7 protein-coding genes are annotated in these 14,654 nt (G+C 68.6%); 4 read left to right on the forward strand and 3 right to left on the reverse strand.

The window, feature by feature from the left end:
• Positions 1–129: 129 nt before the first annotated feature.
• Positions 130–876, forward strand: a complete 747-nt coding sequence (locus tag AU196_RS06295) for an Emopamil-binding protein (protein ID WP_157546070.1) — start codon at positions 130–132, stop codon at positions 874–876.
• A 72-nt stretch (positions 877–948) separates the two neighbouring features.
• Here AU196_RS06295 and AU196_RS06300 read toward each other — a convergent pair whose 3' ends face one another.
• A complete protein-coding gene (locus AU196_RS06300) occupies positions 949–2,340 on the reverse strand; it encodes a WS/DGAT/MGAT family O-acyltransferase (RefSeq protein ID WP_231737401.1) in 1,392 nt (463 codons plus the stop codon).
• 725 nt (positions 2,341–3,065) lie between these two features.
• Here AU196_RS06300 and AU196_RS06305 point away from each other — a divergent pair.
• Positions 3,066–6,503: a TM0106 family RecB-like putative nuclease gene (locus AU196_RS06305; RefSeq protein WP_059094239.1), complete on the forward strand. Its 3,438-nt coding sequence runs from the start codon at positions 3,066–3,068 to the stop codon at positions 6,501–6,503.
• On the opposite strand, the gene AU196_RS06310 is transcribed toward AU196_RS06305, so the two are convergent.
• Together AU196_RS06310 and AU196_RS06315 are read right to left on the reverse strand one after the other, a co-directional pair.
• Positions 6,500–8,341 carry an MFS transporter gene (locus AU196_RS06310; RefSeq protein WP_059094240.1) on the reverse strand — a complete coding sequence of 614 codons (1,842 nt, stop codon included), beginning with the start codon at positions 8,339–8,341 and terminating at the stop codon, positions 6,500–6,502. The genes AU196_RS06305 and AU196_RS06310 overlap by 4 nt on opposite strands.
• 88 nt (positions 8,342–8,429) lie before the next feature.
• Positions 8,430–9,743, reverse strand: a complete 1,314-nt coding sequence (locus tag AU196_RS06315; protein WP_059094241.1) for a multidrug effflux MFS transporter — start codon at positions 9,741–9,743, stop codon at positions 8,430–8,432.
• A 148-nt stretch (positions 9,744–9,891) separates the two neighbouring features.
• On the opposite strand from AU196_RS06315, the gene AU196_RS06320 reads away from it, so the two are divergent.
• Positions 9,892–10,650, forward strand: a complete 759-nt coding sequence (locus AU196_RS06320) for a hypothetical protein (RefSeq protein ID WP_059094242.1) — start codon at positions 9,892–9,894, stop codon at positions 10,648–10,650.
• A gap of 217 nt (positions 10,651–10,867) precedes the next feature.
• Positions 10,868–14,638: a multifunctional oxoglutarate decarboxylase/oxoglutarate dehydrogenase thiamine pyrophosphate-binding subunit/dihydrolipoyllysine-residue succinyltransferase subunit gene (locus tag AU196_RS06325; RefSeq protein WP_502687220.1), complete on the forward strand. Its 3,771-nt coding sequence runs from the start codon at positions 10,868–10,870 to the stop codon at positions 14,636–14,638.
• Positions 14,639–14,654: the final 16 nt, after the last annotated feature.

Here is a 14,654-nt window from a genome sequence, read left to right on the forward strand (position 1 = left end):
GCGATGTAATCATCCTTGAAGGCGTACACCCCTTGGGACACGCCGAATGGACTCCAGTGTTCTGAAGGGACGCGCGTGAATTCTGCACGCCATGACTTCACTCGCCCGTGGGCACCCCAGCGCCGGAAGGTGTACATCGGCAGCTCGGTAGCAGGTTTCTTTCTTGCTGTCGTACCGGTCACGCTGGTCGGTATCGGGGTATGGCCGATGGAGCCGACCGGCTTCATCGCGGGCCCTGCCCTATGCGTTCCGCTATTCGTCATGATGGCGGCAGCGTGGTGGGACGCCCCGGGTGAGAACCGCACGACGTTGGAGAAGTCCAACGAGTTCATGCTCCTGTGGTTTCCGATCACAGCGTCCAGCGAGCTCTTCTGGGAACTGGTGTGGCTGATCGGAGACGCGTTCGGACTGATGAACCTCACCGAGCAAGACCGCTGGGGATGGATGTGGTGGATCTACGGCGCCGCCGACACCCGATACCTCACCAGCGATCCGGGTCTCTACGGCGTGGAAACGTTCGTCGTGCTCGGCGGCATCGTTCTGGTCATCCAGTGGGTGAGGTTACTGACCGCGAAGAACGACACCGCCAAACGCATCAACGCGCTGTGGTGGTGCTGTTTCGCCTTGGTCAACAACCTGACAGCCTTCGGCATCTACTACGTCTCCGAGCTTCGGGCAGGCTTCGAGCACCTCGAGCAGGGCGTCTGGGGATTCACGCTGAAGTTCGTGTTCATGAACACTCCGTGGCTGGTCGGACCACTCATCAGCCTCCCGTTCATCGTGAAGCAGCTCGCTTACCTGTACCGGATCAGCAGTCCCCTCGAGGGCATCCCGGCGTCGTCCACGACTTCAGACCTGACGACGGCCCCAGGTTGACGGTCACGTCGAATCATCAGGTCGGCTACGCATCCGGATCACGCCGTGCAGCGCCGAACCTCCGCGCTTTCTTCAGGCCGCATGCTCCTCGGCATCTCGCAACTCCCGCATCGCCACGGCAATGCCGTCGGCCAGATCCGAGATCTCGGGCGTCAGCCGCGGGCAAGCGACGAAACCAAAGCCGATGTGGTCGTTCAGTGTCGAGGCGGTGATGTTCAGACCGACACCGCTGAGCACCGGGCCGAAGGGAAAGTTCGTGAGGATGGGGGCACCCAGGATGTGCTCCTGGAAACCTCGGACGTTGGAGAACGACAGATTGAACATGGGTTGACGCTTGCCGATCCCGGACCACGCGTAGAGCCGCACCAGTGTCCGGTACAGCGTGGGTATGCACTCGGTCCAATCGGACATCAACGTGGAGCCGATGGCCGAGCTGTGATCCTTGGCAACTGAGTTGGCATGGGCGATGGCCTTGAGCCGCTGCACAGGATCGGCGATGTCGGTGTGCAGGCTGGAAAAGACCGACGTGAACTGGTTGCGGCTCGGCCGACTTTCGTCGTAGATCGAGATCGGCATGATGGCGATCAGCGCCCTCTCGGGCAACGCGGTCCGCCGCTCGAGGTAACGGCGCAGTGTTCCCGATACCAAGGCCATCATGACGTCGTTGACCTTGACCCCGAACTTGGCCTTGATCGCCTCCACCTCCGTCAGGTCGAGCTGCGCGTAGGCGACCGTGCGCTGAGGGCTGACGTCCCCGTTGAAGGGAGTGGGCGGCGCGGCGAACGGACTGGACATCACCTGTCCCAGATCCATGCGCCGGATGGTTTTCACGATGCCGCCGATAGTTGCGGGCAGCACGTGACTGAGGAAGAACCACGGCCGCCGGGCCACCTGCTTGAGGCCGTCCAGGGCGATCTGTCCAGGGGTGAACGTTCCGAATCCGTCGACACGACTCGACGGTGCCGCGTCGGCATCGGCATACAGCTGCGCCCACAGGTTCCCGGACGTCACGCCGTCGGCGAATACGTGATGTGTCCGAATGATCGCCGCGACGCGGCCACTGGTTCCGGGGTCGACACCATCGAGGCCCTCGATGAACCAGATATCCCACATAGGCCGGCGGCGGTCCATCTGCTCGGTGGCGAGTTTTCTTGAAATTTCACATAATTCGGCGTACCCGCCGGGCGCCGGTACGTCGATGCGGTGCACATGGTGATCGATGTCGAAGTCGGGATCCTCCACCCAGGCCGGGGTGCCCAGGTTCAGAGTGGTGTTCGCCAGCTTTGCGCGGAACTCGGGCAGAGCGTCGGCGCGGGCGGCCAGTCTGTCCCGGAAGGCTTCGAAGCTGTATCCGCCCGGCACCGCAGAGACGTCCAACTCCGCGAGCGAACACTGGTGGATCGGCTGAGAGGGACCTTCCAGCAACAGAAATGCGGTATCAAAGCCACTGAGACGGTGGATCATCGCGGCAGTACCCCACCGCGGGGTTCCGGCCGGACATCAGCGGACGGCATCTCTTGTTGCATTGGTCCTGCTGCACAATCACGTACGTTCATGCACCACCGCCGGGGTTACACATCATCGGACATCCGTCAACCGCGCTCCTACGGGAAAGTCAAGCACGGTCGTCGGCCGAACACAAGGTTGCCCGTACCCCATCTCTCCCCGACGGTCAGCCGCGATGGCTCGAACAATATTGCGAGGCAGGGGAAGTCGCCGTCAGCGTCTGCCGATCGCGGACATCGCCCACCGCTCGAGCTGCTGACGTGGGTGTCCGTTCCTCCCTGCCCACGCCGGTGTCATCACGCCATCATCAGGTGGAACCCGAACGCACGCTTGACGTTCGGGGCTGCGTCCTCGTTCTCCGCGTGCGCAGCGGTCAACGTAGCGCATCGCCCATGGCGTCGAAGCCCGCACCGGCGCCACGTCTGCCAGTCATCACCGAGAGCGATCGCCGTCGCCGGATCCAGAACCGCCTATGTGCCGTCTGCGACAGCAGCGACCCACCAGTCGACGAAATCAGCGACTCACCACCTGCCTCGACCCGAAACCTGCCGCACCGGCCACGCTTCACCGACGGAGCGCCTTCCGAGCAGGACAGGCACCACCGTGCATCACACGCCCCTCACCACGCCATCCTCACGAAAGGTCGAGGCCGGCTGTCGGACCGCTGCCCTAGAGTGGCTGGCGTGTTCGTCGAATCAGTTGGGGCGCACGACGACGCCGCACACAGCAGGGTCATCTACAGCGCATCCGATCTCGCCGCGGCCGCCCGCTGCGAGTACGCGCTGCTGCGCTCCTTCGACGCCCGGCTCGGGTGGGGTCCGGCGGTGGCCGCCGAGGACGAGCTGCTGGCCCGCACCGCCGACCTCGGCGACGACCACGAGAAGCGCCACCTCGAGGCGCTGCGGGCCGACGGCGACCACAACGTCACCGTCATCGGCAGGCCGCCCTACACCGTCGCCGGGCTGGCCGCGGCCGCCGAGGCCACCACCCGCGCCGTCGCCAGGCGTGCCCCGGTGATCTACCAGGCCGCGATGTTCGACGGCCGGTTCGCCGGCTTCGCCGACTTCCTGGTCCTCGAGGGCGACCGGTACCTGCTGCGCGACACCAAGCTGGCGCGCTCGGTGAAGGTCGAGGCACTGCTGCAGCTGGCCGCCTACGCCGAGGCCCTGACCGCGGCGGGCGTGCCGGTCGCCGACGAGGTGGAGCTCGTCCTCGGTGACGGGGCCACCGCCAGGTATCCGCTCGAGGAGCTGCTGCCGGTGTACCGGCCGCGCAGGGACGCGCTGCAGCGCCTGCTCGACGACCATCTGGCCGGCGGTGTCCCGGTGCGCTGGGAGGATGAGCACGTCCGCGCGTGTTTCCGCTGCCCGGAGTGCAGCATCGAGGTGCGCGCCCAAGACGATCTGCTGCTGGTCGCGGGGATGCGGGTGAGCCAGCGGGCCCGGTTCCTCGACGCGGGGATCACCACCGTCGCCGAGCTCGCCGCACACCGCGGGCCGGTGCCGGAACTGGCCGCGCGCACGGTCGCAGCGCTGAGCGCGCAGGCCCGGCTGCAGACCGCGCCGCGCGTCGACGGGAAACCGCCCTACGAGGTGGCCGATCCGCAGCCCCTGATGCTGCTCCCCGAACCCGACAAGGGTGACCTGTTCTTCGACTTCGAGGGCGACCCGCTGTGGACCGACGACGGCCACGAGTGGGGGCTGGAGTACCTGTTCGGCGTGCTCGACACCGCTGACGGGTTCCATCCGCTGTGGGCGCACGACCGCCCACAGGAACGCACGGCGCTCGAGGGCTTCCTCGAGTTCGTGCGCAAACGGCGCAGACGCCACCCGAACATGCACATCTACCACTACGCCGCCTATGAGAAGACGGCGCTGCTGCGGCTCGCGGGGCGCTACGGCGTCGGCGAGGAGGCGGTCGACGACCTGCTGCGCAGCGGTGTGTTGGTCGACCTGTACCCGTTGGTGCGCAAGAGCTTTCGCATCGGCACCGAGAACTACAGCCTCAAATCGCTCGAACCGCTGTACATGGGTGGCCAACTCCGCACCGGCGATGTGACGACGGCCGCCGCATCGATCACGCAGTACGCCGAGTACTGCGAGCTGCGCGCCGCGGGACGCGACGACGAGGCGGCGGGTGTCCTGAAGGAGATCGAGGACTACAACCGGTACGACTGCACCTCGACGCGCAAGCTGCGGGACTGGCTGGTGTGCCGGGCCATCGACTGCGAGGTGCCACCGCGCGGGCCGCAGCCGGTCCGCGACGGCGCCGAACCCGAAGCCGTCGACGCCCTGGACCGCGCGCTGTGCCGCTACGCGGGTGACGAACTGGAGGGCCGCACCCCGGAACAGTCGGCCGTGGCGATGGTCGCGGCCGCCCGCGGCTACCACCGCCGCGAGGACAAACCGTTCTGGTGGTCGCACTTCGACCGGCTCAACAACCCCGTCGACGAGTGGGCCGACAGCACCGACGTCTTCCTCGTCGACACCGACGGCGCGCAGGTCGACACGGACTGGCACACGCCGCCGCGGGCCCGCAAACCGCAGCGCCGTGTCCGGCTGACCGGCGCGATGGCCGCGGGCGGGCTCAGCCGCGAGATGCACGCCCTGTACGAGCCGCCCGCCCCGGCCGGGCTCGGCGACGATCCGGACCGGCGGGCCGCGGGTAGCGCCACCGTCGTCGAGTACGACGACGCCGACGCACCCACCGAGGTCGTCATCGTCGAGCGCACCCCCCGCGACGGCGGGGTGTTCGACCAGCTGCCGTTCGCGCTGACGCCGGGCCCGCCGATCCGCACGACCGCGCTGCGCGAGTCGATCGAGGCGACGGCCGCCGAAGTGGCCGACAGCCTGCCGCGGCTACCCGCCACCGCCGTCACCGACATCCTGCTGCGCCGTCCGCCCCGCACCCGCAGCGGCCGCCCGCTGCCCACCGGGCCGGACACCCCGGCGGCGATCACCGCCGCACTGCTCGACCTCGACTCGTCGTACCTGGCCGTGCACGGCCCGCCGGGGACCGGCAAGACGTTCACCGCGGCGGCGATCATCGCGACGCTGGTCGGCACCCACGGCTGGCGGATCGGGGTGGTGGCGCAGTCCCACGCGGTGGTGGAGAACCTGTTCCGCGGGATCATCGGCGCGGGAGTGGACGCGGCGCGGGTGGCCAAGAAGCGGCACGGCGACGACGCGTGCTGGACCGTGCTCGACGAGGCGCAGTTCCCGGCGTTCGTCAGCGACAACGACGGCTGCGTCGTCGGGGGCACCGCGTGGGATTTCGCCAACGGCAACCGGATCCCCCGCGGCTGCCTCGACCTGCTCGTCATCGAGGAGGCCGGGCAGTTCTGCCTGGCCAACACGATCGCCGTCGCGCCGGCCGCGGCGAACCTGCTGCTGCTCGGCGACCCGCAGCAGCTGCCGCAGGTCAGTCAGGGCACGCATCCCGAACCGGTCGACACCTCCGCGCTCGGCTGGCTGGTCGACGGCGCGCACACGCTGCCCGCCGAACGCGGCTACTTCCTCGACGTGTCGTACCGGATGCACCCGCAGGTGTGCGCGGCGGTGTCGCGGCTGTCCTACGACGGCCGACTGCAGTCGTTCGACGCGGTCACCGCGGCGCGCACCCTCCAGGGCTGGTCACCCGGCGTGCACGAGGTGGCCGTCCCGCACGACGGCAACGCGACCGAGAGCCCGGAGGAGGCCGACGCGATCGTCGAGCGGATCCGCCCGCTGCTGAACGCGGTGTGGACCGACGAGGACGGGCCGCGGCCGCTCACCGAGGGCGACGTGATGGTGGTGACGCCGTACAACGCGCAGGTGGTGCTGCTGCGGCAGCGCCTCGACGCGGCGGGGCTGGCCGGTGTGCGGGTGGGCACTGTCGACAAGTTCCAGGGTCAGCAGGCGCCGGTGGTGTTCATCTCGATGGTCGCCTCGTCCATCGACGACGTGCCGCGCGGGATCTCGTTCCTGCTCAACCGCAACCGCCTCAACGTGGCGATCAGCCGGGCCAAGTACGCGGCGGTGATCGTGCGGTCGGAGGCGCTCACCGAGTACCTGCCCGCCACGCCGAAGGGGCTGGTGGAACTCGGGGCGTTCCTGTCGTTGACGGGTCACGGCGCCACCTAGTCCCCGCGCGAATGGCGGCCCCGCGACTGCTCGGGCCCCGTACGCAGCCACTCCGGCCGGCCGTCGCCCTCCTCGCGATAGCGGCGCCGCCTCCCGTTCGCCGGGTCGACCGGGGGCCGCGGCGGGACCTCCGGCAGCAGTTCGTCGAGGACGCGACGCCACGGATCCTCGCCGGGAGGCACGGACAGGCGCGGCGCCGGAGCGACGAGCGGCTGGGTGACGCTGTCGTCGGCGCCCACGTCCGGACGCGGCGTGATCGGTTCGGTGAACTGCAGATCGTCCCAGCTGACCGCATACTCGAGATAGTCATCGTCATCGACATCGCCGTCGGGACAGCCGTCCTGCGGTTCGGCCCTCGCCACCGGCACCGCGGGAACCGGCGCGGGACGGTCACCGAATCCGCGCAGGAAGATCGCCGCGACCACCCCGATCAGCGCCACGAACGCCGACAGCAGCAGCGACTGCGACATCGCCGCGGCGAACGGCGCCTGCAGGAACGCCGGCAGCGCGGAGACCGCGCCCTCCCCCCGTGGAGCCGCGCCCGTCGCCCACGGCATCTCCGCACTGATCCGCGACGTCATGAACGCCGCCATGCTCGCGCTGCCCAGCACCGATCCGACCTGGCGCGTCGTGTTGTAGACCCCCGACCCCGCGCCGGCGAGATCCGCCGGCTGGTTGCGTGTCGCGGTGGCCGCCAGCGGTGACCAGATGAACGCCATGCCGATGCCCATGACGAGGAACGGCAGCACCAACCGCCAGATCGGCGTGTCCGGGGCCATCTCGACCGACAGCCAGGTCAGCGCGATCGCCAGCGCCGAGAATCCGAACCCGATGATCGGGCGCGGGTGGGCGCGGTCGACGATGCGCCCCACCATGGGCGCCAGCACTCCGGTGGCGATCGCCATCGGCGCGGTCAACAGCGCCGATTCGGTTGGTGTCAGTCCGCACACCGCCTGGGCGTAGAACATGACGGGCACGATCATGCCCGTCACCACGAACCCGATCACGGCCACGCCGAAGCTGGACAGTGAGAAGTCGCGGTCACCGAAGATCCGCAGCGGGATCAGCGGTTCGTGCGGGTTGACCGACTGCCAGTAGACGAAGCCCGCCATCACCGCGACGCCCGCCAGGATGACCGCCCAGATCCAGGGCTGCCAGTCGTGGGACTGCCCCTCCTGAAGTCCGAAGACGATCGCGAACATGCCGACGCCCGACAGCAGCACCCCGAGCAGATCGAACCGGTGCGCGGTGGTGGGCAGTGCGGGCACCCGCCAGAACGCCAGCGCCAGACCCGCCAGCCCGACCGGCACATTGACGAAGAAAATCCACTGCCATCCGAGGCTGTCCACCAGGACGCCGCCCGCCAGCGGCCCCACCAGCGTGGCCACCCCGGCCGTCGCGCCCCAGACGCTCATCGCCACCCCGCGGCGCTCGGGCGGGAAGATCCGGGTGATGGTCGACAGGGTCTGCGGGGTCAACAGGGCCGCGCCGACGCCCTGGACGACCCGCGCGGCGATCAGCGTGTCGATGGATCCGGCCAGCCCGCACCACAGGGAGGCGGCGGTGAAGACGGCCAGACCGAGCAGGTAGACGTTCTTGGGTCCGAACCGGTCCCCCAGCCGTCCCGCGACCAGCAGCGGGACCGCGTAGGCCAGCAGGTACGCGCTGGTCACCCAGATCACCGCGTCGTAGTCGGCGCCCAGCTCCTCCATGAGCACCGGGTTGGCGACCGCCACGATCGTCGCGTCCACCAGGATCATGAAGAAACCGACCATCATGGCCCACAGCGCAGGCCATGGGTCACCGGTCACCGGTCGGGCTTCAGGGGTGGAGAACATATCGGGTCGACTCGCCTATCGAAGGATGCAGCCAGCCGACGCTACGTACCCGGCCCCGGACGAAACAAGTCCACAGGCGGCCGGGCACTCAGGCGGGTTCGGCGGCGGCCTCGTCCAGGGCCACGTCGAAGGCCCCGTCGAGTTCCTCGTCGGTGAGCTCCCGGTCCGCGCCGGTCCCGCGCACACCGACCGCGACCAGCGCGACCAGCGCCACGACCGTGCCGACCGTCATCACCAGGGCGAGCGCGAACTCGTCGTTGCCGAGCACACCGACCAGCGGTGCCACCGCCGCGCCGAGTCCGAACTGCCCCGCGCCGAGCAGCGCTGCCGCGGTGCCCGCGGCCTCGTTGTGGCGCGACAGCGCGACCGCGGGCGCGTTCGGCAGCACCAACCCCATCGCGGCCAGGATCACCCACACCGACACCAGGAATCCGGCCAGACCGCCGGCGCGGGCGAGCGTCAGACCGACGAAGACGACACCGGCCAGGGATGCCACGGCCAGCGCCCACACCATGATCTGCTGCGGCGAGAACCGGCGCAGCAGCACCACGTTGAACTGGGTGGTGCCGATCAGCGCCACCGCTCCCGCACCGAACACCAGCGCGAACGTCTGCTGATCCAGTCCGTAGTCACCCTGCAGCACGAAGGCCGCGCCGGCGATGTAGGCGAACAACCCGGACATGCCCAGCGCCGCCACCACGACCAGTACGACGAATCGCAGGTCACGCAGCAGCGAGGCGTACGTGCCCGCGATGCCGCGGACGTTGAGCGGACGGCGGTGCGCCACGGGCAGGGTCTCCGGCAGCACCAGCGCCGCCACGAGGAGCAGCCCGCCTGCGAGCACGACGAGCGCAGCGAACACCCACTGCCACGACGCGTGCAACAGCACCGCCGCGCCGAGCGACGGGGCCAGCACCGGCGCGACACCGAGGACGAGCATCAGCCGCGACATCACCGTGGCCGCGGCCTTGCCCGCGAACAGGTCGCCCACGACCGCGATCGCCACCACCGTGGCGGCGGCGGCGCCCATACCCTGCAGTCCGCGCGCGACCCCGAGCACGGTGATGTCGGGCGCCAGCATGCACAGCACCGACGCCAGCATGTGGAGCACGATCCCGGCCATCAGCGGCCGCCGCCGCCCCAGCGAATCCGACAGCGGACCCACCACCAACTGGCCGAGCGCCAGCCCCGCCAGGGTGCCGGTGAGCGTGAGCTGCGCGACCGACGAGGACACGTTCAGTTCGTCGGCGATGCGCGGCAGCGCAGGCAGATACATGTCGATCGTGAGCGGACCGAGCGCGACCAGGGCGCCGAGCACCACGATCATCCGCGCCCGGCTCGGCGCGACGGGCACCGGCGCACCGAGGGCGGGGGTCACGTTCACGTGCGGGGATGTTGCCATGGATAGGGTCAGCGAGTCGCGTCGATATTTTCTTCCATTTACCGCCCGACAGTGACTGCAGTCACTACCCGGCACCCCGCGGCGGTGGTCGTTCGTTGTCCTCGCGTTAGCCTGGGAAGTCAGGCGCCACGGTAAGGGAGGCCTCGCGATGAGCGCTCGATCGGACCGCAAGAAACAGCTGGCGCTCGCCGGCGGAGACCCCGAGGACAAACCGGGCGCGGCGGCCAAGGTGCTGTCGCAGATCATCGAACGCAGTTCCCGGGTGCAGGAGCCCGCGGTGAAGGCGTACGTGAACCGGGTCCGCGCCGGGGATCGCGGCGCCTCCCCGGCCGAGATCATCGGCAAGCTCGAGAAGCACTACATGGGCGCGGTGATGACCAGCGGCGCCGCGGTGGGCTCCACGGCGGCCCTGCCGGGGATCGGCACGATCGCGGCGATGTCGGCGGTCGCCGGCGAGACCGTGGTGTTCCTGGAGGCGACGTCGCTGTTCGTCCTCGCGGTCGCCGAGGTGCACGGCATCCCGGCCCACGAACGGGAGCGGCGCCGGGCGCTGGTGCTCTCGGTGCTCGTCGGGGAGGACAGCAAGCAGGCGGTGGCCGACCTCCTCGGCCGTGGCCGTACCGGTGGCGCGTGGGTCAGCGAAGGGGCGGCGACGCTTCCGCTGCCCGCGGTGTCGCAGCTCAATTCGCGGCTGCTGCGGTACTTCGTCAAGCGCTACACGCTCAAGCGCGGCGCGCTGGCGTTCGGCAAGGTGCTGCCGGTCGGCATCGGCGCCGTCGTCGGCGGGGTCGGCAACCGGATGATGGGCAAGAAGATCATCGAGAACGCCCGATCGGCCTTCGGGCCGCCGCCGTCGCGCTGGCCGGCGACACTGCACGTCCTGCCGTCGGTGCAACCGAATTCATGACCACTACGACCACAACCCGCCCAAGGCGGCATTGCCGTGGTCCGGTGCTGGCCGGAGCGCTAGCCTTTAGTCGGCGCCAAAGCGGGTAACCCGCGGAACAGAACATGAGCGGCGAGCATCCTTGCCATGCTCGCCTGAGACGACGGAATCGAGGCGAGTAGCTGCCGTGAGCAGTTCACCTTCACCATTCGGCCAGAACGAATGGTTGGTCGAGGAGATGTATCGCAAATTCCGCGAGGATCCCTCGTCGGTAGACCCCAGTTGGCACGAGTTCCTCGTCGACTACAACCCGGAACCGACCACCGACTCCAGCGGGAGCGGGAACGGTCAGCAGACGGCCACCTCCACCGCGGCACCGAAGGCCCCACCGGAGCCGGCGCCCGCCCCGGCGCCCAAGGCCCGAGACTCGAAGGCGCAAGCCGCCAAGCCGGCGGATTCGAAGCAGGACTCGAAGCAGGACTCGAAGTCCCAGACGAAAGCCAAGCCCGCCGAGTCGAAGTCGTCGACCAAGCCGGCCGACACCAAGACCTCCGACAAATCCGACAAGTCCGACAAGTCGAGCAACGGCACCGCCAAGCCGGCGTCCCAGCCGTCCGACGACAGCGACCAGAACCAGGTACTGCGCGGCGCCGCGGCGGCCGTCGCGAAGAACATGTCGGCGTCGCTGGAGGTGCCGACCGCGACCAGCGTGCGCGCCATCCCGGCGAAGCTGATGATCGACAACCGCGTCGTCATCAACAACCACCTCAAGCGCACGCGCGGCGGCAAGATCAGCTTCACCCACCTGATCGGCTACGCGATCGTGGCGGCGGTCAAGAAGTTCCCGAACATGAACCGCCACTTCACCGAGGTCGACGGCAAGCCCAACGCCGTCACACCGGCTCACACGAACCTGGGCCTCGCAATCGACCTGCAGGGCAAGGACGGTAACCGGCAACTGGTCGTCGCGGCGATCAAGAAGGCCGACACCATGCGGTTCGGCCAGTTCATCGCCGCCTACGAGGACATCGTGCGGCGGGCCCGCGACGGCAAGCTCACGGCCGAGGACTTCTCCGGTGTGACGATCTCGCTGACGAACCCGGGCACCATCGGAACCGTGCACTCGGTGCCCCGGTTGATGCGCGGCCAGGGCGCGATCATCGGCGTCGGCGCGATGGAGTACCCGGCGGAGTTCCAGGGGGCCAGCGAGGAACGCATCGCCGACCTGGGCATCGGCAAACTCATCACGCTGACGTCCACCTACGACCACCGCATCATCCAGGGCGCCGAATCCGGCGACTTCCTGCGGACCGTGCACCAACTGCTGCTGTCCGACGATTTCTTCGACGAGATCTTCCGTGAACTCGGCATCCCGTACGAGCCGGTGCGCTGGCGCACCGACAACCCCGATTCGATCGAGGACAAGAACGCCCGCGTCATCGAACTGATCGCGGCGTACCGCAACCGCGGCCACCTGATGGCCGACATCGACCCGCTGCGCCTGGACAAGGACCGCTTCCGCAGCCACCCCGACCTCGACGTGCTCACCCACGGCCTGACGCTCTGGGACCTGGACCGCGAGTTCAAGGTCAACGGCTTCGCCGGCGCCGAGCGCAAGAAGCTGCGCGACGTGCTCGCCGTGCTGCGCGACTCCTACTGCCGCCACATCGGCGTCGAGTACACCCACATCCTCGAACCCGAGCAGCAGCAGTGGCTCCAGGATCGCATCGAGGGCACCCACGAGAAGCCCACCGTCGCGCAGCAGAAGTACATCCTGAGCCGGCTCAACGCCGCCGAGGCGTTCGAGACCTTCCTGCAGACCAAATACGTTGGGCAGAAACGGTTCTCCCTGGAGGGCGCCGAAACCGTCATCCCGGCGATGGACGCGGTGATCGACCAGTGCGCCGAACACGCGCTCGACGAGGTCGTCATCGGGATGCCGCACCGCGGCCGGCTCAACGTGCTGGCCAACATCGTCGGCAAGCCCTACAGCCAGATCTTCAGCGAGTTCGAGGGCAACCTCAACCCCTCGCAGGCGCACGGCTCCGGCGACGTGAAGTACCACCTCGGCTCCAGCGGCACGTACCTGCAGATGTTCGGCGACAACGACATCACGGTGTCGCTGACCGCCAACCCGAGCCACCTCGAGGCCGTCGACCCGGTGATGGAAGGCCTGGTGCGCGCCAAACAGGATCTGCTCGACAAGGGCGCCGGCGAGGACGGCTACACGGTCGTACCGCTGATGCTGCACGGTGACGCCGCGTTCGCCGGGCAGGGCGTGGTCGCCGAGACGCTGAACCTGGCGCTGCTGCGCGGCTACCGCACCGGCGGCACGATCCACCTGATCGTCAACAACCAGATCGGCTTCACCACGTCCCCGGCGGCGGCGAAGTCGTCGGAGTACTGCACCGACGTGGCGAAGATGATCGGCGCGCCGATCTTCCACGTCAACGGCGACGACCCCGAGGCCGCGGTCTGGGTGTCCCGGTTGGCCGTCGATTTCCGGCAGAAGTTCAAGAAGGACGTCGTCATCGACCTGCTGTGCTACCGCCGCCGCGGGCACAACGAAGGTGACGACCCGTCGATGACGCAGCCCTCGATGTACGACGTGATCGACACCAAGCGCGGGGTCCGCAAGAGCTACACCGAAGCGCTGATCGGCCGCGGCGACATCTCCATGAAGGAGGCCGAGGACGCGCTGCGGGACTACCAGGGTCAGCTCGAACAGGTCTTCAACGAAGTCCGCGAACTCGAGAAACACGAGATCGAGCCCAGCGAATCGGTGGAAGCCGATCAGCAGATCCCGGCCAAACTCGCCACCGCGGTGGACAAGTCGCTGCTGGCCCGCATCGGCGACGCCCACCTGGCGGTGCCGGAGGGCTTCACCGTCCACCCGCGCGTCAAGCCGGTGCTCGAGAAGCGCCGCGAGATGGCCTACGAGGGCAAGGTCGACTGGGCGTTCGCCGAACTGCTGGCCCTGGGCACGATGATCGCCGAGGGCAAGCTGGTCCGGCTGTCCGGCCAGGACACCCGCCGCGGCACGTTCACCCAGCGCCACTCGGTGGTGATCGACCGCAAGACCGGCAAGGAGTTCACGCCGCTGCAACTGCTGGCGACGGACTCCGACGGCAACCCGACCGGCGGCAAGTTCCTGGTGTACGACTCGCCGCTGTCGGAGTTCGCCGCGGTGGGCTTCGAATACGGCTACTCCGTCGGCAACCCGGACGCGATGGTGTTGTGGGAGGCGCAGTTCGGCGACTTCATCAACGGTGCGCAGTCGATCATCGACGAGTTCATCAGCTCCGGTGAGGCGAAGTGGGGTCAGCTCTCCGACGTCGTGCTGCTGCTGCCGCACGGCCACGAGGGCCAGGGCCCCGACCACACCTCGGGCCGCATCGAGCGGTTCTTGCAGCTGTGGGCCGAGGGTTCGATGACGATCGCGTTGCCGTCGACTCCGGCGAACTACTTCCACCTGCTGCGCAGGCACAGCCTCGACGGGATCCAGCGCCCGCTGATCGTCTTCACGCCGAAGTCGATGCTGCGCAACAAGGCCGCGGTCAGCGATATCCGCGACTTCACCGAGCAGAAGTTCCGTTCGGTGCTCGAGGAGCCGACCTACACCGACGGCGACGGCGACCGCAACAAGGTCACCCGGGTGCTGCTCACCAGCGGCAAGATCTACTACGAACTGGTGGCGCGCAAGAACAAGGAGGGCCGCGACGACATCGCGATCGTGCGGATCGAGCAGCTCGCCCCGCTGCCCAAGCGGCGGCTCGCCGAGACGCTGGACAAGTACCCGAACGTCGAGGAGAAGTTCTGGGTGCAGGAGGAGCCGGCGAACCAGGGTGCGTGGCCGACGTTCGGGCTGACGCTGCCCGAGATGCTGCCGGACTACTTCACCGGCATCACGCGGATCTCGCGGCGCGCGATGTCGGCGCCGTCATCGGGTTCGTCGAAGGTGCACGCCGTCGAGCAGCAGGAGATCCTCGACGAGGCGTTCGCCCCGTAGCGACCACCGACCGTTG

The organism is Mycobacterium sp. IS-1742, assembly GCF_001500125.1.
In the GTDB taxonomy this organism is placed as follows: Bacteria; Actinomycetota; Actinomycetes; order Mycobacteriales; family Mycobacteriaceae; genus Mycobacterium.

Excerpts from the sequence above, each read along its gene's own strand:
- AU196_RS06300 (WP_231737401.1), bottom strand. The coding sequence starts at position 2,340 with ATGATCCACCGTCTCAGTGGCTTTGATACCGCATTTCTGTTGCTGGAA.
- AU196_RS06310 (WP_059094240.1), bottom strand. The coding sequence starts at position 8,341 with ATGTTCTCCACCCCTGAAGCCCGACCGGTGACCGGTGACCCATGGCCT.
- AU196_RS06315 (WP_059094241.1), bottom strand. The coding sequence starts at position 9,743 with ATGGCAACATCCCCGCACGTGAACGTGACCCCCGCCCTCGGTGCGCCG.
- AU196_RS06320 (WP_059094242.1), top strand. The coding sequence starts at position 9,892 with ATGAGCGCTCGATCGGACCGCAAGAAACAGCTGGCGCTCGCCGGCGGA.
- AU196_RS06325 (WP_502687220.1), top strand. The coding sequence starts at position 10,868 with ATGTATCGCAAATTCCGCGAGGATCCCTCGTCGGTAGACCCCAGTTGG.